Consider the following 25,369-nt stretch of genomic DNA (forward strand, 5'->3'; position numbering starts at 1 on the left):
TTAAAGCGCATTAGTCAAATTTAACCGCTTTTTATAAATTCCATTCAGCTTTTCATAATGATCAAATATTTGGGGTAACAATGCTCCTATTTGTTCTTCATCTCTTTTCTCAACTGCAGTCGTAAAAGCACTCTGTAGTTTTGCATGTCGATCTAGCCATGTTTTTTCAACGACTTGACCATTCTGTAATTCTCCTTTTTGCTTTGCTTCCTTTAAACGTTTTTGTAATAAATCTCGTTCTGAACGAATTTCTTTCCATTTCTCTACATCAGCAGAATCATATTTATTTGCTAACAATTCGTAATAAAAATCAAGGTGAATCCTCAGATCTTTGCTAATTCGTTTATCATGGTCACAACTTGTTGCCTCTTTTTGTATCTCGTCTGCTCCTTCCGCTTGAGCTGGTGCCAACGATGTAAATGCTATTGAGGCAATGAATAGGATTTGCGCAATAATAAACAACTGGTGAAAACGTTTCATGAATTGGTCACCCTTTCCTCATAGTTAGTAATAGAGTAACCAACTCGAATAAGTTTATGTAACCAATAACAAAAGGGTTATCCTAGGCAGTATTGACCAATGGAATAACCCTAAAGTTGATCTTAATAAATTGAAGTTGTGTCTGCTGTCATAGTCTCAAGAATCTCTTTTACTCTAGCAAGGAACCGTCCACATACAAGTCCATCAAGAACTCTATGGTCAAGAGACAAACAGAGATTTACCATGCTTCTAATCGCAATCATATCCCCTGCCTCACTTTCAATAACAACCGGTCTTTTTACAATCGATTCAATCGAAAGAATGGCCGCTTGAGGGTGATTAATAATCGGAGCAGATAAAACAGATCCGAAAGAACCTGTGTTGTTTATCGTAAAGGTCCCACCTTGCATATCCGAACCACTTAATTTTCCTGTACGTACTTTATGAGCTAGATCGTTTACTTCTCGCCCGATTCCTTTGATTGATTTTTCATCAGCATGTTTAATGACAGGAACATACAAAGCATCGTCCGTTGCAACAGCTAACGAAATGTTTATATCTTTTTTCTGAATAATTTTATCCTCTGCCCACATTGAATTAAGTTGCGGAAATTCCTTTAGCGCTTCAACGGTAGCTTTAATAAAAAAGGGCAAAAATGTTAAATTAAACCCTTCATTCTCTTTAAACTGTTGTTTAATTTGATTACGGTATTGAACTAAGTTTGTTACATCTACTTCTACCATTGTCCAGGCATGCGGAGCTTCATGCTTACTTTTCACCATATTTGAGGCAATGGCTTTACGTACACCACTTATTGGAATTTCAATATCTCCTGCACTAGTTATTGGAGCTACGTCTTTTTTAGGCTCACTCTGAACGATTGGCTTTGTTACTTCTTCAGGTTGATGATCTATTCTAATAGGCTTACTTGAAGGTGTTTCACCACTATCTATTAAGAGTTGTAAGTCTTTGCGTGTAATTCTGCCACCTTTACCAGTACCAGTAACCTGCTCTAAATCAATTCCATGTTCTTGTGACATCCGTAGTACAGCAGGTGAGTAGCGGCGCTTTTCAGAATGATCATTTTCTGTTTTGTTTTCAACCTGTTCCTCGTTTCCTTTTTTCGTGGAAACACGTTCTTTTGATTGGTCATTTAGTTCTCCTTCGACCTCAATCGTACAAATCACGACCCCTACCTCAACGGTTTCATCTTCTTGAACTAGAAGTTCTTTAATTGTGCCTGAAAAAGAGGACGGCACCTCGGCATTAACCTTATCAGTCATCACTTCTGCAATTGGCTCATACTTCTTCACAACCTGACCTGGTTCCACAAGCCACTTTGTAATCGTCCCTTCTGTCACACTCTCCCCTAATTGGGGCATAGTCATTTCAGTAGCCACAGCATACCCTCCCTTCCATTTAAAATTCTGCTAGTTCACGCATTTCTTTTTCAACTTTGTCCGGATTTATCATGAAATATTTTTCCATTGTTGGCGCATAAGGCATTGCTGGGACATCAGGGCCTGCCAAACGTTTAATTGGCGCATCAAGATCAAATAAACAATGCTCAGCAATGATTGCCGCAACCTCGCCCATAATACTTCCTTCTTTATTATCTTCGGTAACGAGCAGCACCTTACCTGTCTTTCTAGCCGCTTCAATTATCGCATCTTTATCTAAAGGATAAATCGTACGTAAATCTAGAATATGTGTATAAATACCTTCTTTTTCAAGACGTTCAGCTGCCTGTAACGCAAAATGAACCGAAAGGCCATAAGTAATAACCGTAATATCATCGCCTTCTCGCTTCACATCCGCTTTGCCGATCGGAAGTGTGTAATCATCCTCTGGCACTTCACCCTTAATCAATCGATAAGCGCGCTTATGTTCAAAAAATAGAACAGGATCATCATCACGAATCGCTGCCTTAAGTAACCCTTTAACATCATAAGGGGTTGATGGCATTACGATCTTTAACCCTGGAACACTAGCAAAAATAGCTTCAACTGATTGCGAATGATATAACGCACCATGAACCCCTCCACCATAAGGTGCTCTAATCGTTATAGGACAGTTCCAGTCATTATTAGATCGATAGCGAATTTTTGCTGCCTCTGAAATAATTTGATTGACTGCCGGCATAATAAAATCTGCAAACTGCATCTCAGCAACAGGGCGCATCCCATACATTGCCGCCCCTATTCCAACGCCGGCGATCGCCGACTCAGCTAAAGGTGTATCCATCACACGGTCTTCACCAAATTGCTCATACAATCCATTCGTAGCTCGAAAAACACCACCTCGTGCTCCCACATCTTCTCCAAGTACGAACACTTTTGAGTCTCTTTCCATTTCTTCTCTTAACGCTTGTGTAACTGCTTCTATATAAGAAATGATCGCCATTATTGATTTTCCCCCTTCCTATTCTTCTGTATAAACATGCTTCAGTGCATATTCAGGATCAGCATAAGGTGCTTGTTCTGCATATTCGGTTGCCGCATCAACAATTTGTGCTAATTCTACCTCAATATCAGTTTGAACTTGATCTGTTAATAGGCCTACTTCTCTTAAATAATCAGCGAAAGTATAAATAGCATCTAGTTTTTTAGCCTCTTCAACTTCTTCTCGAGGGCGATAAGCACGGTCATCATCATCACTTGAATGTGGAGTTAAGCGATAGGATACCGTTTCAATTAAAGACGGCCCCTCCCCTTTTCTTGCACGATCTGCTGCCTCTTTGACAGCTTTGTAGACAGCAAGAGGATCATTTCCATCAACTGTTACACCTGGCATCCCATATCCAATGGCACGGTCAGATACTTTTTCGCAGGCAAGTTGTTTTTCAATCGGAACAGAGATTGCATATTTGTTGTTCTCACACATAAAGATAACAGGCAACTTGTGCACCCCAGCAAAATTAGCTCCTTCATGAAAATCGCCTTGATTGGATGAACCTTCCCCAAATGTTGTAAAGGTAACAAAATCCTTCCCTTCCATCTTTCCACCTAAAGCAATTCCTACTGCATGAGGAACTTGCGTCGTTACAGGAGAAGACCCTGTTACAATTCGGTTTTTTTTCTGCCCAAAGTGCCCAGGCATTTGTCTTCCTCCAGAGTTTGGATCTTCTGCTTTAGCAAAACCAGATAACATAATGTCTTGCGCAGTCATACCAAACGTTAATACGACTCCTAAGTCACGATAATACGGCAGAATGTAATCCTTATTTCGATCAAGAGCAAACGCTGCACCTACTTGAGCTGCCTCCTGTCCTTGACACGAAATGACAAACGGGATTTTCCCGGCTCTGTTTAATAACCACATTCGTTCATCAATTTTCCGAGCCATCAGCATGGTTTTATACATCTCAAGGGCAGTATCATCAGAGATACCAAGTGAATGATGTCGATTTTCAGTCATTTTCTTTCCTCCTCTATTTAGTCCACTATGAATGAATCGCGAATCCATCAACTGCAAGCGCCGCTTCCCCAATCACTTCTGATAAAGTTGGGTGCGGGTGAATTGTTTCTGCAATTTCAAATGAAGCGGCATCTAATACTTTTGCTAGTGCGGCTTCAGAGATTAAATCTGTAACATGAGGACCAATCATATGCACACCGAGAAGATCATCATTCTTTGCATTAACAATTACCTTTACAAACCCTTCCGTCTCACCATAGACGAGCGCTTTTCCTATTGCCTTAAAAGGGAAAGTACCAATCTTTAATTGATACCCTTGCTCCTTTGCTTCTTTCTCCGTCAATCCGACACTCGCCATTTCTGGACTGCTATAAATACATTTCGGTACAGTCTCATAGTTAATTACTTCAGGCTTTTTCCCTGCTAGATGATCAACCGCTACAATCCCTTCATGCGAAGCTACATGAGCAAGTTGCAATCCACCAATTACATCACCAATTGCATACATATGTGTTTCTTTTGTTTGGCCAAATTCATTAACTTTAATTGCGCCATTTTCTACTTCAATATCGGTATTTTCTAAACCGATATTCTTCACATTCGGTTCTCTTCCGACCGAGAGTAATAGTTTTTCTGACTCAAACACCTGTAATTGACCATTTACTTCTGCAGAAATCTTAATACCTTTGTTCTTTTTTAGCGTATCAGCCAGTATTTTTGCATTTGTCACAAAGGTAATGCCTTTCTTCTTAAGTTGCTTAACAGCTTCTTTTGCAATTTCAAAATCTTCTGTCGGTAGAATCTGGTCACCGTATTCAATAACAGTTACTTCAACTCCAAAGTCAGCTAACATAGATGCCCATTCAATTCCTATCACTCCACCGCCAACAATTAATATCGAAGAAGGCAAAGCTTCTAATTCTAACGCATGATCTGAAGTTAAGACATACTGGCCATCAGCTTCTAAACCTGGCAACGCCCTTGGAGAAGAGCCAGTTGCTATAAGGACATATTGAGGGATCAGCATCGTATTTTCTTGTCCATCCGTTCTTTCAATGGAAATCGTTCCAGGTGTCGGTGAAAAAATCGAAGGCCCAAGAATTCTGCCAGTTCCTTCAAAGACATCGATCTTTCCTTTTTTCATTAGATGTTGAACCCCTCGATGTAACTGTTCAACGATTGATCGCTTTCTCTCTTGGACTTTACTAAAGTTCAGTTGAACATTACTCGTAATAACTCCAAAATCCTCAGAGCGTTTCGCTGCCGAAAAAACTTCCGCACTACGGAGCAACGCTTTACTTGGAATACAGCCTTTATGTAAGCATGTTCCTCCAAGCTTTTCCTTCTCAACAACAGCTACTCTCATACCATGTTGCGCTGCCCTAATAGCTGCTACATACCCTCCTGTACCTGCTCCTAGAATAACAAGATCATATTCTTCAGCCATTTCACCTTCTCCTCCTAACTGCGACTCATCCTTTTCTTATCTACGAGATAAAATATGTTGTCCGTTCTGTAGAAACTGCCTGCGTGATCTTCTCATTCTCTCGATTCGCTCTTCTGCCATACGATCAGCAGCCTTAAAAGTCGGAATTTGATCACGTTTAGATATTTCAATAACCTTCTCAATATTTTGATATATACCTTCTACCTTCTTTAAGGCTCGTTCACTATTGTATCCATTTAACTCATCTGCAACGTTAATCACTCCACCAGCATTGATAACATAATCGGGAGCATAGACAATTCCCATCTCATGAATCAGGCTACCATGGCGCTCTTCTTTCAATTGATTGTTAGCAGCTCCAGCAATCACCTTCGCTTTAAGTTGTGGGATCGTTTGATCATTAATGATAGCCCCAAGTGCACACGGGGCAAAAATATCACATTCCACACCATATATATCATTTACATCAACCGCTTTTGCGTTAAAATCATTCACTGCACGTTGAACAGATTCTTTATGAATATCCGTTACAATTAAATTCGCTCCATCTTTATGCAAATGTTTGCATAAATTATAAGCAACATTACCAACACCTTGAACAGCGATGGTTTTACCTGCTAAGTCATCAGTCCCAAATGCTTCTTTTGCTGCAGCCTTCATTCCAACATAGACACCATAAGCAGTTACAGGTGATGGATTCCCTGATGAGCCGAATGCAGGAGAGATACCTGTTACATAATCTGTTTCTTCATAGATAGTATCCATGTCTTGAACCGTTGTTCCCACATCTTCCGCTGTAATATAACGTCCATTCAACCCTTGTATATAGCGTCCGAAGGCTCTAAACATCTCTTCATTCTTATCTTTACGCGGGTCACCGATAATGACTGTTTTTCCTCCACCTAAATTCAAGCCAGCAGCTGCATTTTTATATGTCATTCCTTTTGCTAGACGAAGAGCATCTTCAAATGCATCTGCTTCTGAATCATACATCCACATTCTAGTTCCCCCAAGCGCTGGGCCTAGAGTTGTATCATGAATAGCAATAATAGCTTTTAGTCCTGACAATTTATCTTGGCATACGACCACTTGCTCGTAGTCATAGTTCTCCATATATGAAAATAATTCCATGATGTTGCCTCCTTCATTCTGTTCTTCATCTATTAGATTAAGATTACTTACCTTTCATTTCTGCAAGTATCGTGCCAGAAGCGTCATCCCTTCCTAGTCTTCACAAAACGCTCACAAACGAATATAGACTGCGCAATATTTTTCATACATTGCAATTTCTTGCATGCAAAATTAAGCAATCCCGTATTTTTCCATTTTATAATATAACGACCGAATCGAAATCCCTAATTCTTTTGCTGCCCTAGTTCGATTACCTTCATAACGGATGAGTGTCTGTGCAATAACACCTTTTTCAAACTGTTGTACCATCGTCTGCAAATCTCCCTCTGAAATCTCAGTGTTACCTTTAGACTGACTGTTATCTTTTACCCTATTATCAGTAAGCGTTGGTAAGTGAAAGCTCTCAATTAACTGATTTGATGGTTCCATATAGATCATAGTCCGTGCGAGAACATTTTCTAGTTCTCGAACATTCCCCGGCCAATGGTATTGGTTCAATGTCATAATTGCTTCTTCAGAGATCGATTGAATGTAACGACCATAATCTTTATTTAATTTTGCTAAAAGATGTCGAGCAAGTCGCTTTAAATCACTTTTTCTTTCTCGTAATGGGGGTATGTAAATCGGAAACTTATTTAAGCGATAGTATAGATCTTCACGAAAGCGTTTTTCAGCAATAGCTTTTTCGAGGTTCACATTTGTTGCTGTTATGATCCTTACATTGATCGTAATCGGTTTTGTTCCACCTACTCTAACAATTTCTTGTTCTTGTAAGACTCTTAAAAGTTTTGCCTGCATCGCACTTGATAATTCCCCTAATTCATCAAGAAAAATACTTCCATTATCAGCTTCTTCAAATAACCCTCGTTTCCCTCCTCGTTTCGCCCCAGAAAATGCACCTTCTTCATAACCAAATAATTCACTTTCCAACAAGCTCTCATTAAGAGCCGCACAATTTACCCTTACAAATGGATATCCTTTTCTTTGACTCTCATTATGTATAGCATGAGCAAACAATTCTTTTCCTGTTCCGGATTCTCCCCTCAATAAGATCGTCGCTGGTGTTAAGGCAGCCATCTTTGCTTGTTCCTTTGCGATTTTCATTTCTTTCGAATCGCCAACAATCTCATTAAACGAATACTTAGCTTCCAATGTTTGAATTCTTTTTTTGGCTTTCTCAAGTTGCGAATGTAAAGAGGTCAACTCGGACACATCATGTATGACTCCTACACTACCTCGCTTTTCACCATCAACAATGATAGGAGCTACATTAACGATTACATCTTTCATGTTCGGGCCTACTTTTAATGGGACTCCCCTAACAGCTTTACCTGTTTCAAGCACCTGTAAATGCATACTTTCGCCTTCAGATATATCGGCTGTAGCAGGGTGTCCAATGACTTTATCCGGAGGTAATCCCGTAAGCTTCGTATAAGCTGGGTTTATCAATAATCCATTGCCCTCTTCATCCACAACCGATATTGCATCACTCGAGGAATGAATGATTGCTTCTAACATTACTTGGATGCTCTTTAAATTAGTAACTTGATCTGACATTTCAACAATTTCTGTTATATCTTTGAACACAGCAAGCGCTCCGATTACTCTGCCTTCCTCAAACATTGGTACTCTAGTCGTAATTACCGTTGTTCCATTAGCAAATTGCTGCCTACGATGATGTTCCACTTGCTTAGTTTTAAGAAGACGCGGTAAGCCACTTGACGGTAATAATTGCTTTATTGGTCTACCAATCGCCTGAGTTGCCTCTATTCCAGATATTCGTTCAGCAGCTTCATTAAAAATAAGAACTTGTTCATTTATATCGATTGCAACCATACCATCATATGTAGAATTTAATATCGTTTCTTGAATAGACGTCTGTTCATTTAATTTTTGTATTAATTGATCTTTCTCTATCATAAGCGAGTGGAAAAGACGGGATAGTTTAGAAGAAACAATCATTGTTTTCGAGCTTACGTGTTGACGCAGTTCGGCTAAAACATCTGAATTCCCTGTCGCTTCAAAAACGAAATCAATTTCTTTATTTAAAAAACCCTTCCACTCTCTCCCTGTTTTCACACTATGATGCTTTGCTATCTTCAATCCTGGGGCTGTTGGATCAATATCAAACACAGCCATAACTTGGATGTATTCCATATTCATTAGCAAATGAAAGAGCGCTGTCCCCCTTGGCCAGCTCCAATAATTATAGCTCGCTTCATCTACATCCCCCTTTTAAGACTTGGTCTTAACTTCTAGTATTAAATCTACTCTAACTATTACGCAAATAAAACAAAAATGCAACTAGAAACATGACATAAGGAAGATTTTTCGATAAGATATAAGTATTCATTAGAAGGGCAACTTTAGATCCTTTTAAACTTTTACGAAAGAGGCTTAAAATTTATGGGACGTTTCTTAGCATTAATGATTTTACTAATACCTGGGGTCATCGCTGGATACGGAATAAAATTAATGAGGGATACCATTTTCCAGCTCCTGAACAGTCCATTCCCAAATTTAACACTGCAATTTTTTAGTGGTTTAATTCTATTTATCGTTTGTTTAAGCTTTATTGGTGGGTTTATTTTCCATCGTGATCGTAAAAATGGAAAAATAGCTCCCCGGTTTCAAAGAAAATCTTAACTCTAAACTACACGAGGCTGAGACATAACAGTTCTATTGAAAATACGACATGACGACAACCTTAACAGAAGATGCTACGTATCGTCCGTCATTCCATTCGGATTTTTCGTTAATAAAGCGCTTTGTCTTAGCTTCTTTTTTAATTTAATTAATCATTCCAACTAAAAAAAACGCTCGATAAATTTATTCATCTGAGCGTTTACATTGGTAAATTCATACTTTTTATTACTTCTTATTTCTTGATTACACCTAGCCGATCAACCGCTTTAAGGAAAGATGAGTTTTCTATTAAAGCTGAAAAGGAATATTTCTCCGCAGCCAAAATTAACACCAACACAAATAATAATAATCCATACTGAACCGTAATCGTCAACTGATTAATGATTACAATAGCTAAAATGGCCCCTACTAATGTAGCACCGTTATCCCCTAACATCGCCTTTCGATAACCTTCTAACACATACCAGATATAAAACAGTGTAAGCACCATTACGACGAAAAGAAAGGAAGGGAGCGGACTAAGAGCTAAGATGAAAATTGTACAACACAGTGTCAATTTCCAAACACGAAGTGGCCTTGTGTCAAATAAATTCATGACGTGTGGTATACCAGTTAACAATAGAAAGGCAATCATATAAGTAATTAAAGACCTTGTTTCACTAGAGAAAAGGTACAAAATAGTAGCCACTACGGTCCCAATAGCTTTAACTAAGCCTGTTGTCACTTTTTTATTTTTCAAAAAGTATATCACATGTCCTTTAAGACCCTTAGGATAAGGCTTTCCAAAGACATCATCTATTAGACCTAACAACCAAATGGCGAGTACAAATATAAACGAAGCAATCGATAATGACTTTTCTAAATGTGGAGTATGTGCATAAAGAAAAGAGTAGCTAAAAATAATCACAACCCCTAAACTATAAGGGACTCTCTTTCCTTCAAAATTCATTACGGAGAGCTCCATTGTACGGAATGCAATCATACTTAAATAGGCAATTATTGGGATTGTTATAAAATATGCAATCATGATTGAACTCCCCTAAGCTGTCTTTCTATGTCCAACCATTGCTTCATACGATGATAAAACCCTTTCATAGTTCTTCCCATTTCACGATGTTTCATATTTGTTCTCACTTCTAAATAACTTGCGCCCGCTTGAAGCAAATCTATCGTCATTTGTGTTTCTATTCCAAACCCTTGATACGTCCGTTTCAAAAGAACAGATAGCCACTTACGATGAAAGACTCGTTGTCCCGATAACGGCGCTTCTACTTTCACACCAGTTTTTTGGTAAACTAATGATTGAACTCTTTTCTTAACCATCCCCATTCCTGCTTTTTTACCAGGGGAAATAATAGAAATGGCTACTTCTGCTTCTCCATTTTTCAGCGGCTCTAACAAAGAGGTGACCTCAATTGCCGATTCCTCTAAGTCCGCATCAAGACAAGCGATGTATTCTCCCTTTGCTTCTTTCCAGCCTTCCTTAAGGGCATATCCCTTCCCTTTATTAACTCGATATGAGATAACCTTCGTTGCATACCTTTTTGCTATTTCAGCGGTATCGTCCGTACTTCCATCATCAACCACAATAATTTCATTATGACCTGTTAAAGTTACTAGAGCTTTTAATGTTTTTTCAATTCTCTCTTCTTCATTAAAAGCAGGAATCACGTAGGAGACCTCAATCATGACGAAGTACCTCCTTCTTTTTCCATGTCAACATTCGATCTGGGAGGAGATTTTCCAACACCTCAATAATAGATTGCTTAAGATGATTACCCCTGCTCCACTTAAATGAGATCATATTCCCTTGTCCAATTAACGTATGAATTCCTTTTAAGTCTGTAATGATCTCTCCTGCTTGAATTCGGCTCAGCCAAGTTGATCCCATTCCCGCTCTTCCTTTTTCAAGAAATTCATTCATTCCAATTCGACAACCTACTAAATACATGTGTTTTGCTCCCGTTACATACGAGGCTGTAATTGCAACATCTTCACTCGTACCGATAAATCGTATCGTTTCAACATTTAATCCTAAATCATTTAACCTTTCTTTCCCTGGCGATGAACCGTTTGGATGCTCATGACATAATAATGTAGCCCCACAAGAGATCGCTTTTTCACTTATTGAATCCATATCACCAATAATAAAGTCAGGACAAATTCGTTGTTTTATTAATCCATCAGCTGCTCCGTCAACAGCGATGATGATTACACCTTTCTTTAGTAAAGCATGTCGGATAGCTTTAATATCTTTTTCATAATTTGTATTTCTTGCAATAATGAAGACATCCTTTTCCTTAACTGCTTGAAAGGAAAGAGGAACCTCAATACCACCTGTAAACCATTCACATTCCTTCTCAGCATATTTAAGTGTGTTCTCAACAAAATGTTGAAATTGATTGTGATAATTCGTTTCAGCCTGTCTATCTTTACAGACTAACAGCTCTTCATCATAGAAAATAAGATCTGTTACCCATCTCGGTTCATCCTCATTTTCTCTTACTACATAAAGTTCATCCTTGAAGATAAGCGCTTCCTCTCCCCCAAAAAATGATTTATCTTTACATACTTCTGACGAACAATCAAACACCGGTATTCCAGCCTGGAGAAGTGATCTTACATGGTGTTGTTTATATCGACCGCTCATAGATGCTTTTCCATTAATGACCGCTTTGACTTTGGCTTCTATTAAGCCATCAACCGCAACCCCATCTAAATCTTCATGCCAAAGAAAAACAATACAATGATTGGGTAAATAATGGAGCAATTTCTTTGTATGATTATGTTCATAAATAGGACCTGTTATAAGCTCTGCCATGTAATAACCCTCTTTACACCGTTTGTTCATAATATAAACAAATAGTACAAAAATTATTAGCTAAATTAGCACCACTTAAAGAGACATTTTCTGTAACCTATTTGTAAACAGAAAAACCTACAGCCTCACTAATTCATCATTGAATAAGTGAGGCTGCAGGTGCTGCTGTATTATTTTTATTAATTACCGATCTTTTCAAGAGACTTTATGTTCAATTCTCAACTTATCAGCAACCATCGCAATAAACTCAGAATTTGTTGGTTTCGCTTTCGAATGACTTACTGTGTAACCAAACAAACTTGAGATCGAGTCAATATTCCCACGACTCCACGCCACTTCAATTGCATGTCTAATTGCACGCTCAACACGACTTGAAGTAGTATTAAACTTCTTTGCAATATCTGGATACAATACTTTAGTTATAGAACCTAACAGTTCAATATCATTGTAAACCATTGTAATTGCTTCTCTTAAATACATATACCCTTTAATATGAGCTGGTACACCAATCTCATGAATAATACTAGTGATGCTAGCATCTAAATTAAAGCCACGATCTTCAGGCTGAGAAGATGTTGAAATAAAGGATTGTGTAGGAGCCTGTTGAATGAATGATTTTTTTTGCCCACTGATATCACGAATATTGGAGATTAAAACTTCCATATCAAACGGTTTTAATACATAATAAGCAGCCCCAAGGTCCACCGCTTTCTTTGTAACATCTTCTTGACCAAAAGCTGTCAGCATAATAATATGAGGCTTCTTCTTCATGTTTAATTTATTAATTCTCTCTAAGACAGCTAACCCATCTAGATGTGGCATAATAATATCAAGGATTAATACATCTGGTTCCTTCTCTTCAATCAACCCTAAGCACTCTTGTCCATTATAAGCTGTACCTACAACTTGCATGTCGTTCTGAGCTGCTATGTATTCATTGAGTAAATTAACTAACTCACGATTATCATCGGCGATACACACATTTACTTTTTGCACAAATAATCCTCCTCTGATCTCCATTTTCATCACTGCTTTAACGATTTCGACAATCAATTGCCAATTCCTTTTAATTTTCTAAATTTATTTGCTTTTTTTACCTTTTCTTTAATTTACTCCATTTTACTACCGGATTCGACCTGATTCGAACTTTGACAAAATCCGCTTCATATTTTTGTCGAATTTTCTTTATCTGCTTTTATCATACCATAAAATCTTCAGAAGAAAAGAAGCCAAAACGAATTAACTCGCTTTGGCTTCCTGTTTATTTGAGAAATGATCTGTTACTCCTGCTTCTTCAAGCATCCAACTAATATGACAACCATAGCCACTAGTAGGGTCGTTTACAAAAACATGTGTAACAGCTCCGATAATTTTCCCATCTTGTATAATTGGACTTCCACTCATTCCCTGAACAATTCCTCCAGTAGTTTCAAGCAGCTTTGGATCGGTCACTTTAATAACCATTCCTTTAGTAGCCGGTTGATTCTGAGGAACAGAACTGACAATTTCAATGTCATACTTTTCAACACTCTCACCTTCAACAACTGTCAAGATCTTTGCAGGTCCTTCTTTTACATGAGTTGATAAGGCGATTGGCATTTTCTCATCATAAATATTATTTTTTAAATTAGCTTCTTTTAATGTTCCAAAAATTCCAAAGGAACTATTTTTTTCGATTGACCCTAAAATTTCTCTTTGTTCCGATAAACTCGCTAGCTTCTCTCCTGGGTCTCCATTGCTTCCTTTTTCAATTGATGTGACTGAAGATCGAATAATTTGACCATCATGTACAACAATTGGTTTTTGTGTATCTACATCTGAAATAACATGACCTAACGCCCCGTATTTTTTTGATTCCGGATCGTAAAAGGTCAATGTTCCCACACCAGCAGCTGAATCTCTAATATAAAGCCCCATGCGATATGAATGTTCACCTTTTGCTTTTAAGGGTTTTAGATCTTTTTCGATCGTTTGCTGATCTCGTTTTATTTCCATTTTCAAAGAACGCCCTTCTTCTCCTGCGGCTTGAACATATTCACCAACTTGGCTCATCCGTTGAATTTCATGACCATCAATTTTTGTAATCATGTCACCAACCTCAATTCCTGCCGTCTCACCAGGTGAAGAACTGCCATCATTGGTCTCAACCAAATGATGACCAACAACTAAAACTCCCTCAGTATTTAACTTAACACCAATTGATTGCCCTCCAGGAATAACTTCCTTTACAGGTAAAGTAGTAACATCAATACTTTTAACGGGAAATCCGCCAACTTCTACAGATACTTGATCAACTGATTCATTCTCATCTGCTCCACTAGCTTGAAAAGCTTGAGACACTGGATTAGTTGAAACCGTCACTGCTTTTAAAGTTTCTGTTGCCTCAACCACCGGTGTTAAATCCCCTTCAAAAACAGTCATAGAAGTTGGAATTTGAGCCCATTCACGGACTTCATTTGAAAATCCCAAGCTTACGACGACTAGCAGAACAAGTACACCTATTGTTTTTCTGATTACATCGCCTCTCACTCACTTCACTCTCCTAGTTCCTTGCCCACACCTCCATAATTGGCTGTATTTCTAATGTTGCCTTTAGGTGGAACATTTATAACTGGAACAAAAAGAAAAAAGTCAGCTCTTTAGGCTAACTTTTCAGGCTGGCTGCTTTAACTGATCCGCAAGTTCTAATAACTCTTTTGCATGTTGCAGGGTAAGCTCAGTTACTTCTACTCCAGAAATCATCCTTGCAATCTCAGCTACTTTCTCATCAGATGTTAACGATTTAACGGTTGTCCTTACACGCTCGTTCTCTTCTCTCTTTTGGATATATAAATGAGAATCTGCCATCGCAGCGACTTGAGGTAAGTGCGTAATACAAAGCACTTGTGAACCTAACGAAATCCCGTGTATCTTCTCTGCAATCGCTTGGGCGACACGACCACTCACACCTGTATCAACTTCATCGAAAATCACCGAAGTCACACCTTGTTGATTCGAAAAAATCGATTTAAGTGCTAACATAATACGTGAAATTTCACCACCAGAGGCTACTTTAGACAATGGTTTCATTGGCTCTCCTGGATTGGTTGATAAATAGAACTCGACCTCATCAATCCCATCAGGTCCAAACGACACCTCCCGCCCTTCAATAGTAGGAGAATGCTTCGTTGGAGATTTTTCATTTAAGCGAACATCAAAGGTCGTTTTCTCCATATATAAAGATCTGAGTTGTTCATGTATAGACTCTGTTAATTTCAAAGCTGCCTGCTTCCTTATTTGGGTCAGACCTTTTGCTTCAACAAGTAAATCCTGCCATAGTCCATCTAATTCCAGTTGAAGCTTTGAAATTCGATCATCTTTGTGAATGATTGAATCTAATTCCTCTTCAACCCTTGCTGCATGTTCTAACACATCATCAACCGTATCCCCATACTTACGCTTCAACTTTTGAATTTCATGTAATCTACTTTCAATAAATTCTAAACGATTCGGATCAAACTCAATTTGTTCAATCTGATCTCTTAACGTGAAAGCGGCTTCTTCCAGTAAGTAATAACTATTGCTGACAGACTCATATAAGCTACTCAGTTGTTGATCAATTGATACAGCCTCTTCAAGGTGTGCAACAGCAGTTGAGAGAAAATCAAGACCCCTGCCTTCACCATAAAGCCCTGAATAACTATCTTGAAGCAACCCAAATAACTTCTCACTATGAGCCAATTTGTGTCTTTCTTCCCCGAGTACCTTATCTTCATTAGGTTGCAAATTTGCTTGTTCAATTTCTTTTAATTGATATTGAAACAGATCGAGCTTCTGTGCCATTTCTTGTTCATTTCGGCTCAAACTAGCTAATTGCTTCTGTAATTGTCTCGCTTCTTTATACAAGCTTTGATATTCCATTAACTCTTTAGATAGCTCTTTTTGCGCAAAACCATCTAGCATCGAAATGTGTTGATCAGCCTGCATAAGAGCCTGGTGCTCATGCTGACCATGTATATCAACAAGAACTTGTCCAATTTCCCTTAGTATAGCCAATGTCACTAACTTACCATTAACTCTGCAAATGCTTTTCCCTTGTGAAGTAATATTTCTTCGTAAAATAAACATGGAATCTTGTACATCTATGCCATATTCTAGCGCTTTAGAGATTACAGGATGCTGATCATCTACAACAAACAGTCCTTCAATTTCGGCTCGCTTTTCGCCGTGTCTTACAAATTCAGATGACCCACGGCCACCTAGAAGCAAACCAATTGCATCAATTATTATCGACTTTCCCGCTCCCGTCTCACCGGTTAACACGGTCAAACCCTTTTCAAATTGGATTGTTAGTTCATCAATAATCGCGAAATGCCTAATTGATAATTCAAGCAACATTACACGTCACACCCTTATAGCATTTCTAAAAATCGTTGTGTTATTTGAGGACACTCTTCTCTTTTTTTACAGATAATTAAAATTGTATCATCCCCACAAATCGTCCCCATTACTTCAGGCCAATCTAGATTATCAATTAACGCACCAATTGAATTAGCATTCCCCGGTAAAGTTTTCATCACGATCAAATTTTCAGAAAGATCTATACTAACAAAACTATCCATGAGCGAACGTTTCAGTTTTTGAAGCGGATTAAAACGTTGATCTGCAGGCAAGCTATACTTATAACGCCCATCTAACATTGGTACCTTAACTAGGTGAAGCTCCTTAATATCCCTAGATACCGTTGCTTGCGTAACGTTATAACCAGCAAGTCTCAGCTGTTCAACTAAATCATCTTGTGTTTCAATTTCATTATTTGCAATAATATCTCTAATTTTAATATGTCTTTGTCCTTTATTCATTTCCTTACCACCAATCTCTCACGTACTCTTTCCTTCATTATCTACCGATTTTCGTCTCAATACAACTAAAGAGTCAGTAATTTCAACAAAAAATTACTGTAATAAAAAGAAAAAGGTTGTCCCAAAAAGTCGTTTCTTGACCTTTTGGAGCAACCTCGAAGCAATAGACTAAGAAAGTCTCACCGAATTACTAATCTTCTTTCTTTTCTTTTAGCTCTAAATGTGCACTATCAACAACTTCATTAGCTGAAAGTTGACTGACCATTTCACCAATTTGTTTGTCACCAGTAAAATGTAAGTGCATAAGGAATTCGATATTTCCTTCTCCACCTTTTATCGGGGAAAAACTTAATCCTGAAACATCAAAACCTTGTTCTAGAGCAAATTCAGCTATCCCAGTTACCACTTGTTCATGAATGCTTTTCTCGCGAACAATTCCTTTCTTCCCTACTTGCTCTCGTCCCGCTTCAAATTGCGGCTTCACTAATGCTACTACATCACTATTTGGTACTAGTAACGTTTTTAGCACTGGCAAAATAAGTTTTAAAGAAATAAAAGATACATCAATCGTTGCAAATTGCGGAAGACCTTCCACTAGATCCTCCGGTTTGACATAACGAAAATTCGTTCTTTCCATCACAATAACACGATCATCTTGACGCAATTTCCAAGCAAGTTGATTATAACCTACATCAAGAGAATAGACAGCTTTTGCCCCATTTTGTAAGGAACAATCGGTAAATCCACCTGTAGATGCACCAATATCTATCACTATTTTATCTTGCAAAGAGAGCTGAAACACCTCAATTGCCTTTTCTAACTTCAAACCGCCCCTACTAACATAAGGTAACGGATTCCCCTTTACTTCTAATGGAATTTCACGATCCACCTTCATACCAGGACGGTCTACTCTTTCTGTACCAGAGAAGACCAAACCAGCCATTATCGATCTTTTTGCTTTTTCTCTCGTTTCAACAAGCCCACGCTCAACAAGTAAGACATCTATTCGTTCTTTCTTTGCCACTTCCCTAAGCCCTCTGTCTTTTCTGCGGTAGCATTGTCATGACTTGATCTAATACATTAGCTGATGTTAAACCAATCTCTTCAAGTAACTCAGAGACGCTACCGTGTTCAATAAATTCATCTGGAATTCCCATCCGTTTCACTTCTACATGATGATATCCGTGATCATGGAAGAATTCTAAAACAGCACTACCAAAGCCAGCTTGAACTGCTACTTCTTCTAATGTTAGAACAGGCACTCTCATTTTGGCAATTTGGTGCAGAAGCTCCTCATCTAACGGTTTAGCAGAGTTCGCATTTACGAATTTAATGGAGATCCCTTGTTTTTCAAGCTGCTTGATTGCCTCTTCTGCAACTGGAATCATTGTACCAAAAGTTAAAATACAGGCATCTGTACCTTCTTTTAATGTTTCCCACTTCCCAATAGGCAACTGTTTTAATTCATCATCCATCTTAATTCCATAACCATTCCCTCTAGGATAACGAACTGCAATCGGACCATCATCGTATTTACATGCTGTATAAATCATGTGTTGAAGTTCATTTTCATCTTTCGGCATTACTATTTTCATATTAGGCAAATGGCGTAAATAGGCAATATCAAATACTCCCTGATGCGTTTCTCCATCTGCTCCAACAAGACCCGCGCGATCAATAGCAAACACTACGTTTAATTTCTGTCTACAAATATCGTGGACAATTTGATCATACCCCCGTTGTAAGAATGTTGAATACACAGCAAAGACTGGTTTCATTCCTTGTGTTGCTAATCCACCTGCCATCGTCGTTGCATGTTGCTCGGCAATCCCAACATCAAACATTCGATCAGGGAACTCTTTTGCAAATTGATCTAGTTTGGTTCCACCAGGCATCGCAGCAGTTAACGCTACAATTCGTTTATCTTCTCTTGCAATTTTCTTTAAAGTTTCAGCAAAAACACCACTATAACTCGGAGGTCCTGGCTTTTTCACCACTTCTCCAGACTCAATCTTATACGGACCAAGTCCATGCCATGTACCTTCCTCATCTTTTTCAGCAGGCTCATACCCTTTTCCTTTTTTCGTAAGGACATGAATGAGAACAGGTCCATTTGTCTTCTTTGCATATTTTAAGTTCTCTGCTAAATCATCTAGGTCATGTCCATCAACAGGGCCTAAATAAGTAAACCCTAACTCTTCAAAAAAGATTCCAGAGACAAGTAAATACTTAAGACTATCTTTCACACGCTCCGCTGTAGAAGCAATCTTTCCGCCTAAAGCTGGAATTTTTTTAATTAGTTGCTCGAGTTCCTCTTTCGCTTTATGATACTTTCCAGCAGTACGTAAACGTCCAAGCACATTGTGAAGTGCTCCAACGTTCGGCGCAATTGACATTTCGTTGTCATTTAAGATTACAATTAAATTTGTTTGTTCATGACCAATATGGTTAAGTGCCTCTAGAGCCATTCCTCCTGTAAGAGCACCATCTCCTATAACAGCAACGACTTGTTCATCTGTCCCTTTAATATCTCGGGCTGTCGCCATCCCCATTGCTGCTGATAGTGAAGTTGAACTATGGCCCGTTTCCCAGACATCGTGTTCACTTTCATCTCGCTTAGGAAAACCGCAAAGTCCTTTATATTGACGAAGCTGGTCAAATTGGTCCGCACGACCAGTTAAAATCTTATGAACATACGCTTGATGTCCTACATCCCAAATAAACTTATCTTTAGGACTATCAAATAAATGGTGCAAGGCTAAAGTAAGCTCTACAACACCCAAATTAGGCCCTAAATGTCCTCCTGTAACGGATAACTTTTCAATTAAGAAGTGACGAATGTCTTCTGCTAAATCCTCTAATTGTTTTTTTGAATACGTTTTAAGTTCGCTTGGGTCTTTAAATTCCTCTAGTTTCATAAAGGAACCCTCACTTTCGAGTCAGTTTGTCTTTTTTCTTTGTTTTCCCATTAGGTGAGAATACTTTTATCTTTAATCTTACCTCTAAAATGTATAACAATCTACCAACTTGATAGATGATTGGAGTTGAATAGTGGATGGCAAGCGTTTTACCGACTGCTTTCCCTCCGACCGTTAACGCGGCGATGACACTTGTAAATAATATAGAAATCGCAAATTGCTGATAGGATGTATCTCCATATCCAAGCTGTAAAGATAATTGTAATACGACATATGCTGAGGCTGTACCACTAATAATACCAGAAATATCACCAATTACATCATTACAGAAATTTGCAAATTTGTCAGCATTCCGGGTAATTAAAACGGCGTGCTTCGCTCCTGGTAAGCGTTCTGAAGCCATTGCATGAAATGGCTTTTCATCCGCAGCCGTAGCGGCCACCCCTATTGTATCAAAAAACACACCTAAAAAGACAATTATTAAGACAATAACCATCCCAATTGCCCATGATACTCCACTTAAAATAAAAGTAGAGATAACTGAAAAAATAGCCGCTAACACAAGTGTGATAACGGCAATACCTAAACTCCAATGTATAGATTTCTGAAGAGGTTTCATAATTGTCTCAAAATCACCTTTTTATAATAGACTATGTATTAATTTGGAGTGGTCATTTAAAGAGTAAACTCTGTAGCTTAGGTCCAGTAGGATTTCCCATATCAGAACCACTCTGTCGCCAGAATGGCGGTTTCCCTTTATACTGATATTGACGTTGTCACCAAGCGTCAGACTGGATTACCACTTAGTCTACACTGCAATCCTCTTTAAATGTCTAATGAACAGTCTAGGAGTTTTCCTCAGCAATTCCTTGCCGTTCTCTTATCCTCTTTTGCAGAGTAGATTTCATATGGGTAAAAGCAAAAAGGTGTTGGCCGACAGCTTTTCGCTTCATTTCCATAATCCCCTCTAACTCCACTCAAGGCAGGCTACGCTGCAGACAAGCTCCCTAGCATGCCGTTGCAGGTTCATACCATTTGCCCTTGTACACTTATTCGTATAAGGACCGAGCAAACGGCCTCCACGGTAGGAGGGTCAACGCCCACATGCCTTTGTGGATCGCCCTACTACCTTATCTCCCAGTCAAGACCCAAAGCTGGGCGCCTCAAGCCAAGACAAGGAGCTTCATCGATGTGCCCTTTGGCGGATTTTTAGCCCCGCCTTCAAGAACGGAGAACTGACTAGAATACTGCACCACTCTCATGTTTAGCTATTATAGCATGCACGCTGTTGTAAGCTCAATGGAAATGCTTTGCATTAATGGTCACGTTCCACAATATAATCCGTTAACGCGAGCAATAAAGTTTGATCTATATTCACTTTTGCTAAAAAGTCTTTTGCCTTATCTTTATGCTCATGAAGCTTGGCTTTTGCACCATCTAACCCTAATAAATTGGGATATGTACTTTTATTGTTCTCATCATCACTGCCAGTAAGCTTCCCAATTTTTATTGAATCTCCCTCAACATCGAGGATATCGTCTTTAATTTGAAACATTAAACCTAGCTCAAACGCAAAGCTTCGGAGATCATTAATCTCTTGAGGAGTCGCATTTGCCAAAATAGCACCACAAGTAATGGCAGCCGTTAATAAATCTCCTGTTTTATGCGTATGGATATACACTAAATGATCTAATGTTAAAGATTGATTCTCTCCTTCAATGTCAGCCACTTGTCCACCGACCATTCCCTCAGGTCCACTTGCTTTTGCTAATTCACTTATAAGTGATACTTTTTGTTCTGGTGTAATATCATTATGAGCAATCATTGAAACTAGCTCAAAGCTATACGTAAGTAATGCATCTCCAGCTAGAATCGCCATCGCCTCTCCGTACACTTTATGATTAGTAGGTTTTCCTCTCCTAATATCATCATTATCCATAGCTGGTAAGTCATCATGAACAAGAGAATATGTATGAATCATTTCAATTGCACAAGCCATCTCATAACCTAATTGAACCGGTTTCCCGAAACTTTTTAACGTTGCGAGCAGTAACGCAGGGCGTACTCTCTTTCCTCCAGCCTTTAGTGAGTATACCATCGCTTCTTTTAATGTGGACGGAGTTGAAAGCCGTTCAATATGACTAGGCATTTGCTTTTCAATCTCTTCTTTAATTTCTTCTAAAAAAAGGCGAAGCTCTTCATTCACGATCATTCATCCTCCTGAAAACTAAGCAATTCCATCTCTCCATCTTCATGAAGAATTTGATCCATTTGTTTTTCTACTTTTTCAAGCTTTTCATGACATTGTTTTGATAATGCCATCCCTTCCTGAAACATTGAAATTGCCTTCTCAAGTGGAACATCCCCTTGTTCTAATTGCTCAACTACTCGTTCTAACTCAGACATTGCTTCTTCGAAACTTAATTCCTTTTTATCAGTCATTTTTCTCCTCCTGAATCAATGTATCCTTTTCTTCTACAAGGCAATGGACAGTCCCATCTTTAAGTCGTATATCTAATTTATCACCAATTTTTACTTGTTCAGTAGATTTCACCAATACATGGTCTTTTTGTTGATATGCAAGACTATAACCACGATCCATTAATCTTAATGGACTTAAAAGATTTAATTCACTGATTGTTTTTTCAAATGGGAGACGCTTCGTATGAACGAACCCTTTCATCCCTTTAATCAAGGCTTCTTGCAACTGCTGTCTTTTTTCCTTTGCTTTTTCTACTCGCATCTCAGGATGAAGCCTCTTAAGCGATTTATCGAGATGATTCAATTGTTTAGTAGGCTCTGTCACTGTCATAACAATCGACCGCTTTAATCTTTCAAGATACCCATCTAATTGCTGTTCCTTTTGCCGAATTAACTGTTCAGGATATCTAAACGCATAGGAACGCTGTAACCTTTCTAGTTTGCTTCTTTCGTGTATGAGATGGTCACTCATGTGCTTCTTTATTCGCTTAGTAAGCATAACAATAGAACGTTCGATTTCTTTTATATCTGGTACAGCAAGTTCTGCTGCACCGGTAGGAGTTGGCGCTCTAAGATCAGCGACAAAATCACTTATAGTAAAGTCTGTCTCATGGCCGACAGCAGAAATAATTGGCACTTTTGCAGCTGCAATTGCACGTGCAACCCCTTCGTCATTAAATGCCCATAATTCCTCAATCGATCCCCCACCTCTACCGACAATGACACAATCAAAACAATTAGCAAGGTCTGCTTGTTCAATGGCTCGAGTAATTGAACTAGGTGCTTGTTCCCCCTGAACTAAAACAGGTAATAATGTGATTTGAGTGACAGGATAACGACGTTTTAAGGTCGTAACAATATCTCGAATCGCTGCTCCGGTTGGAGAAGTTATAACGGCAATTCGAGAAGGGTATGCCGGAATCGTCTTTTTCCTTTCAACTGCAAATAAACCTTCTTTTTCTAACTGTCCTTTTAACTTCTCATAAGCTAAATATAAACTACCTATGCCATCAGGTTGCATTTCTTTTGCATAAAATTGATATTGACCATACGGTTCATATACATTTACTTCACCACGAATAATAACCTTCATACCATTTTCCGGTTTAAACGTTAAGTAACGATTATTTCCAGCAAACATAACTGCCTGCATTCTTGAATGATTATCTTTTATTGTGAAATATAAATGACCTCTGCTATGCAACTTCACATTAGAAAGCTCACCCCGTACCCAAACATTCTGAAGAATCGAATCCTCTTCCATTAATGATTTAATGTATCGAGTAGCTTCTGAAATCGACCAGATGTTTTCAGTCATATAAAACTCCTATACACGCTTTCGTGCTGATTGTACAGTATTTTCTAAAAGCATCGTGATGGTCATTGGTCCTACTCCGCCCGGAACAGGTGTAATGTATGATGCTTGATCTTTAACACCCTCAAAATCTACATCTCCACAAAGTTTTCCATCAACACGGTTAATGCCTACATCTACTACAACGGCTCCAGGCTTAACATCTTCAGCACTAATAAACTTTGGTTTTCCAATAGCAACAATTAAGATGTCAGCTAAATTTGTCATTTCACGTAAGTTTTTTGTTCGAGAGTGACAATACGTAACAGTAGCATTTTCATTTAAAAGCAATTGGCCAACTGGTTTTCCAACAATATTGCTTCTACCTACTACTACAACATGCTTACCAGATAACTCAACTTCAGCCTCTTTAAGCATTTCGACAACTCCATAAGGTGTACAGGGTAAGAATGTTTCTTCACCTGTCATCATTTTCCCAATATTAATTGGATGAAACCCATCAACATCTTTATTTGGAGCTATCTTTTCTATGACTGCTTGTTCTGAGATATGGGCTGGTAAAGGTAACTGAACCAAAATGCCATCAATTGCTGGGTCATGATTCAAACGTTCGATCTCACTTAACAACTCTTCCTCAGATATCGATTCCTGCTTTTTGATTAATTCAGAGTAAATTCCTGCTTGTTCACATGCTTTGTGTTTCGCTTTCACATAAGATTGAGATGCAGGATCTTCTCCAACTAAAATTACAGCCAAACCAGGTATAACATTTTTTTCTTTTAGCTGCTCAACATCTTTTTTCAATTGCTCTCTCTTTTTCGCCGCCAACTCTTTTCCATTTAATAATACTGCTGTCACTTTTCCCCACTCCTCTTAGTCTTCAATTTTCTCCATAGCTTTAGAAAGTACACCATTAACAAAGCGACCTGATTCTTCTCCTCCAAAAGCTTTAGCAAGTTCAATCGCTTCATTAAAAGAAACATTAACAGGAATATCTTCTATATTTTTCATTTCGTATAGCGACATTCTAACAATAGCTCTGTCGACTAGCCCCATACGATCGATTGTCCAACCTTGCAGACTTTGGGAGATAATCGGGTCAATTTCATCTTTTTGTTCGATGGTCCCATTAACGAGATCGAGCATAAATGTACTCGCTACTTCTCCTTCATCTAATACGCTATGTATTGCTGCGTTTATCTCCGTATCTGTTAGGTCAATTTGGTAAAGAGCTTGTGCAGCCCTTAATCTTGCTACTCTTCGATTCATTCATAAAACTCCTTTTTCTAATGATGCACTTTTGATATGTTGATCATAGCATATCACGATACGCTAAAACAGAACAATTTAGATTGAAAGCGCTACTATCTTTCGCTTTCTTGCAACAACTTCTTTTCTTTACCTAGTATATCCAAAAATAACAAAAAGACAGCCAAGGATGGCCCTTAACTGTCTAATTTTCATTTAATTAATTGACTTCTTCAGGTGTTTCAGGTGTTTCAAATTGAACTCCTACGACGTGAACATTAATCGCTTGAAGTTCTATCGCAGTCATTGTTTGTAGAGCTTGTTTAATGTTTGATTGAATAAGCCCCGCAACTTCCGGAACAGCCACACCATAAGTAATAACAACCGAGACATCTACTGTAATTCCATCTTCAGCTAATTCTACTTTAACGCCTTTACCGTGGTTTTTTCTACCTAATTTTTCTGCAACGCCAGTGGCAAAGTTCCCTCTCATAGTTGCTACACCTTCAACTTCAGATGCAGCAATGCCTGCAATGACTTCGATAACCTCTGGAGAAATTTCCACTTTTCCTAACTCGGATTTCTGCTCTTCTAATTCAAGAATATGATTTTCATTCATCGTAC

23 protein-coding genes and 1 pseudogene are annotated in these 25,369 nt (G+C 38.5%); 1 reads left to right on the forward strand and 23 read right to left on the reverse strand.

Going from position 1 to position 25,369, the window contains the following annotated elements:
- The 7 genes and pseudogenes from BkAM31D_RS15380 to BkAM31D_RS15410 form a co-directional block, all read right to left on the reverse strand.
- Nucleotides 1-480 (reverse strand): hypothetical protein, encoded by a 480-nt coding sequence (locus tag BkAM31D_RS15380; protein WP_066159166.1) that lies wholly within the window; start codon nt 478-480, stop codon nt 1-3.
- Between the two features lie 122 nt (nt 481-602).
- On the reverse strand, nt 603-1,880 hold the full coding sequence (locus tag BkAM31D_RS15385; protein WP_276565224.1) for a dihydrolipoamide acetyltransferase family protein: 1,278 nt from the start codon (nt 1,878-1,880) through the stop codon (nt 603-605).
- A gap of 19 nt (nt 1,881-1,899) precedes the next feature.
- A complete protein-coding gene (locus BkAM31D_RS15390; RefSeq protein ID WP_066159163.1) occupies nt 1,900-2,883 on the reverse strand; it encodes an alpha-ketoacid dehydrogenase subunit beta in 984 nt (327 codons plus the stop codon).
- Nucleotides 2,884-2,901: 18 nt separating this feature from the next.
- On the reverse strand, nt 2,902-3,897 hold the full coding sequence (locus BkAM31D_RS15395) for a thiamine pyrophosphate-dependent dehydrogenase E1 component subunit alpha (protein WP_066159160.1): 996 nt from the start codon (nt 3,895-3,897) through the stop codon (nt 2,902-2,904).
- Between the two features lie 25 nt (nt 3,898-3,922).
- A complete protein-coding gene (lpdA, locus tag BkAM31D_RS15400) occupies nt 3,923-5,344 on the reverse strand; it encodes a dihydrolipoyl dehydrogenase (RefSeq protein ID WP_066159158.1) in 1,422 nt (473 codons plus the stop codon).
- Between the two features lie 36 nt (nt 5,345-5,380).
- Nucleotides 5,381-6,475: a branched-chain amino acid dehydrogenase gene (gene bcd / locus BkAM31D_RS15405; RefSeq protein WP_066159155.1), complete on the reverse strand. Its 1,095-nt coding sequence runs from the start codon at nt 6,473-6,475 to the stop codon at nt 5,381-5,383.
- Nucleotides 6,476-6,646: 171 nt separating this feature from the next.
- Nucleotides 6,647-8,697 (reverse strand): annotated as a pseudogene (locus BkAM31D_RS15410) (sigma-54 interaction domain-containing protein).
- A gap of 184 nt (nt 8,698-8,881) precedes the next feature.
- Here BkAM31D_RS15410 and BkAM31D_RS15415 point away from each other — a divergent pair.
- On the forward strand, nt 8,882-9,121 hold the full coding sequence (locus BkAM31D_RS15415; RefSeq protein WP_066159149.1) for a DUF2627 domain-containing protein: 240 nt from the start codon (nt 8,882-8,884) through the stop codon (nt 9,119-9,121).
- A 232-nt stretch (nt 9,122-9,353) separates the two neighbouring features.
- On the opposite strand, the gene BkAM31D_RS15420 is transcribed toward BkAM31D_RS15415, so the two are convergent.
- The 16 genes from BkAM31D_RS15420 to BkAM31D_RS15495 all read right to left on the reverse strand — a co-directional run bounded on the left by BkAM31D_RS15420 (nt 9,354) and on the right by BkAM31D_RS15495 (nt 25,364).
- On the reverse strand, nt 9,354-10,148 hold the full coding sequence (locus BkAM31D_RS15420) for a hypothetical protein (RefSeq protein ID WP_066159146.1): 795 nt from the start codon (nt 10,146-10,148) through the stop codon (nt 9,354-9,356).
- Entirely contained in the window at nt 10,145-10,810 is a 666-nt protein-coding gene (locus tag BkAM31D_RS15425; protein WP_066159143.1) for a glycosyltransferase family 2 protein, read from the reverse strand. The genes BkAM31D_RS15420 and BkAM31D_RS15425 overlap by 4 nt, the downstream gene beginning before the upstream one ends.
- A complete protein-coding gene (steA, locus tag BkAM31D_RS15430) occupies nt 10,803-11,942 on the reverse strand; it encodes a putative cytokinetic ring protein SteA (RefSeq protein WP_066159140.1) in 1,140 nt (379 codons plus the stop codon). The genes BkAM31D_RS15425 and steA overlap by 8 nt, the downstream gene beginning before the upstream one ends.
- A 195-nt stretch (nt 11,943-12,137) precedes the next feature.
- Nucleotides 12,138-12,938, reverse strand: coding sequence for a sporulation transcription factor Spo0A (gene spo0A, locus BkAM31D_RS15435; protein ID WP_066159136.1), 801 nt, complete (start codon nt 12,936-12,938; stop codon nt 12,138-12,140).
- A gap of 243 nt (nt 12,939-13,181) precedes the next feature.
- The gene (gene spoIVB, locus BkAM31D_RS15440) at nt 13,182-14,471 is read right to left on the reverse strand and encodes a SpoIVB peptidase (protein ID WP_066159133.1); all 1,290 of its coding nucleotides are present in this window, start codon (nt 14,469-14,471) and stop codon (nt 13,182-13,184) included.
- A gap of 123 nt (nt 14,472-14,594) precedes the next feature.
- The gene (gene recN / locus BkAM31D_RS15445; protein WP_066159130.1) at nt 14,595-16,319 is read right to left on the reverse strand and encodes a DNA repair protein RecN; all 1,725 of its coding nucleotides are present in this window, start codon (nt 16,317-16,319) and stop codon (nt 14,595-14,597) included.
- Nucleotides 16,320-16,333: 14 nt separating this feature from the next.
- Nucleotides 16,334-16,783, reverse strand: a complete 450-nt coding sequence (ahrC, locus tag BkAM31D_RS15450; RefSeq protein WP_066159127.1) for a transcriptional regulator AhrC/ArgR — start codon at nt 16,781-16,783, stop codon at nt 16,334-16,336.
- Nucleotides 16,784-16,973: 190 nt separating this feature from the next.
- Nucleotides 16,974-17,807, reverse strand: coding sequence for a TlyA family RNA methyltransferase (locus BkAM31D_RS15455; protein ID WP_066159126.1), 834 nt, complete (start codon nt 17,805-17,807; stop codon nt 16,974-16,976).
- Nucleotides 17,808-17,811: 4 nt separating this feature from the next.
- Nucleotides 17,812-19,701, reverse strand: a complete 1,890-nt coding sequence (dxs, locus tag BkAM31D_RS15460) for a 1-deoxy-D-xylulose-5-phosphate synthase (protein WP_066159123.1) — start codon at nt 19,699-19,701, stop codon at nt 17,812-17,814.
- A 10-nt stretch (nt 19,702-19,711) separates the two neighbouring features.
- Complete coding sequence (locus BkAM31D_RS15465; protein ID WP_066159121.1) at nt 19,712-20,320, reverse strand: hypothetical protein; 609 nt, start codon at nt 20,318-20,320, stop codon at nt 19,712-19,714.
- A 696-nt stretch (nt 20,321-21,016) separates the two neighbouring features.
- On the reverse strand, nt 21,017-21,913 hold the full coding sequence (locus BkAM31D_RS15470; protein WP_066159117.1) for a polyprenyl synthetase family protein: 897 nt from the start codon (nt 21,911-21,913) through the stop codon (nt 21,017-21,019).
- Nucleotides 21,910-22,143, reverse strand: coding sequence for an exodeoxyribonuclease VII small subunit (locus BkAM31D_RS15475; protein WP_066159115.1), 234 nt, complete (start codon nt 22,141-22,143; stop codon nt 21,910-21,912). The genes BkAM31D_RS15470 and BkAM31D_RS15475 overlap by 4 nt, the downstream gene beginning before the upstream one ends.
- Nucleotides 22,136-23,500: an exodeoxyribonuclease VII large subunit gene (gene xseA / locus BkAM31D_RS15480; protein ID WP_066159112.1), complete on the reverse strand. Its 1,365-nt coding sequence runs from the start codon at nt 23,498-23,500 to the stop codon at nt 22,136-22,138. Before xseA ends, BkAM31D_RS15475 begins: the two co-directional genes overlap by 8 nt.
- 9 nt (nt 23,501-23,509) lie before the next feature.
- On the reverse strand, nt 23,510-24,355 hold the full coding sequence (gene folD, locus BkAM31D_RS15485; RefSeq protein ID WP_066159110.1) for a bifunctional methylenetetrahydrofolate dehydrogenase/methenyltetrahydrofolate cyclohydrolase FolD: 846 nt from the start codon (nt 24,353-24,355) through the stop codon (nt 23,510-23,512).
- A 15-nt stretch (nt 24,356-24,370) separates the two neighbouring features.
- Nucleotides 24,371-24,766: a transcription antitermination factor NusB gene (gene nusB / locus BkAM31D_RS15490; RefSeq protein WP_066159107.1), complete on the reverse strand. Its 396-nt coding sequence runs from the start codon at nt 24,764-24,766 to the stop codon at nt 24,371-24,373.
- A gap of 199 nt (nt 24,767-24,965) precedes the next feature.
- On the reverse strand, nt 24,966-25,364 hold the full coding sequence (locus tag BkAM31D_RS15495) for an Asp23/Gls24 family envelope stress response protein (protein WP_066159105.1): 399 nt from the start codon (nt 25,362-25,364) through the stop codon (nt 24,966-24,968).
- Nucleotides 25,365-25,369: the final 5 nt, after the last annotated feature.

The sequence above is a fragment of the Halalkalibacter krulwichiae genome (genome assembly GCF_002109385.1).
In the GTDB taxonomy this organism is placed as follows: Bacteria; Bacillota; Bacilli; order Bacillales; family Bacillaceae_D; genus Halalkalibacter; species Halalkalibacter krulwichiae.

Bases quoted from the DNA above. Each gene is read 5' to 3' on its own strand.
- BkAM31D_RS15390 (WP_066159163.1), bottom strand. From the start codon at position 2,883: ATGGCGATCATTTCTTATATAGAAGCAGTTACACAAGCGTTAAGAGAA.
- BkAM31D_RS15395 (WP_066159160.1), bottom strand. From the start codon at position 3,897: ATGACTGAAAATCGACATCATTCACTTGGTATCTCTGATGATACTGCC.
- BkAM31D_RS15415 (WP_066159149.1), top strand. From the start codon at position 8,882: ATGGGACGTTTCTTAGCATTAATGATTTTACTAATACCTGGGGTCATC.
- BkAM31D_RS15465 (WP_066159121.1), bottom strand. From the start codon at position 20,320: ATGAAACCTCTTCAGAAATCTATACATTGGAGTTTAGGTATTGCCGTT.
- BkAM31D_RS15380 (WP_066159166.1), bottom strand. From the start codon at position 480: ATGAAACGTTTTCACCAGTTGTTTATTATTGCGCAAATCCTATTCATT.
- BkAM31D_RS15475 (WP_066159115.1), bottom strand. From the start codon at position 22,143: ATGACTGATAAAAAGGAATTAAGTTTCGAAGAAGCAATGTCTGAGTTA.
- ahrC (WP_066159127.1), bottom strand. From the start codon at position 16,783: ATGAATAAAGGACAAAGACATATTAAAATTAGAGATATTATTGCAAAT.
- recN (WP_066159130.1), bottom strand. From the start codon at position 16,319: ATGTTGCTTGAATTATCAATTAGGCATTTCGCGATTATTGATGAACTA.
- BkAM31D_RS15495 (WP_066159105.1), bottom strand. From the start codon at position 25,364: ATGAATGAAAATCATATTCTTGAATTAGAAGAGCAGAAATCCGAGTTA.
- nusB (WP_066159107.1), bottom strand. From the start codon at position 24,766: ATGAATCGAAGAGTAGCAAGATTAAGGGCTGCACAAGCTCTTTACCAA.
- BkAM31D_RS15470 (WP_066159117.1), bottom strand. From the start codon at position 21,913: ATGATCGTGAATGAAGAGCTTCGCCTTTTTTTAGAAGAAATTAAAGAA.
- bcd (WP_066159155.1), bottom strand. From the start codon at position 6,475: ATGGAATTATTTTCATATATGGAGAACTATGACTACGAGCAAGTGGTC.
- steA (WP_066159140.1), bottom strand. From the start codon at position 11,942: ATGGCAGAGCTTATAACAGGTCCTATTTATGAACATAATCATACAAAG.
- BkAM31D_RS15420 (WP_066159146.1), bottom strand. From the start codon at position 10,148: ATGATTGCATATTTTATAACAATCCCAATAATTGCCTATTTAAGTATG.
- xseA (WP_066159112.1), bottom strand. From the start codon at position 23,500: ATGACTGAAAACATCTGGTCGATTTCAGAAGCTACTCGATACATTAAA.
- lpdA (WP_066159158.1), bottom strand. From the start codon at position 5,344: ATGGCTGAAGAATATGATCTTGTTATTCTAGGAGCAGGTACAGGAGGG.
- dxs (WP_066159123.1), bottom strand. From the start codon at position 19,701: ATGAAACTAGAGGAATTTAAAGACCCAAGCGAACTTAAAACGTATTCA.
- BkAM31D_RS15425 (WP_066159143.1), bottom strand. From the start codon at position 10,810: ATGATTGAGGTCTCCTACGTGATTCCTGCTTTTAATGAAGAAGAGAGA.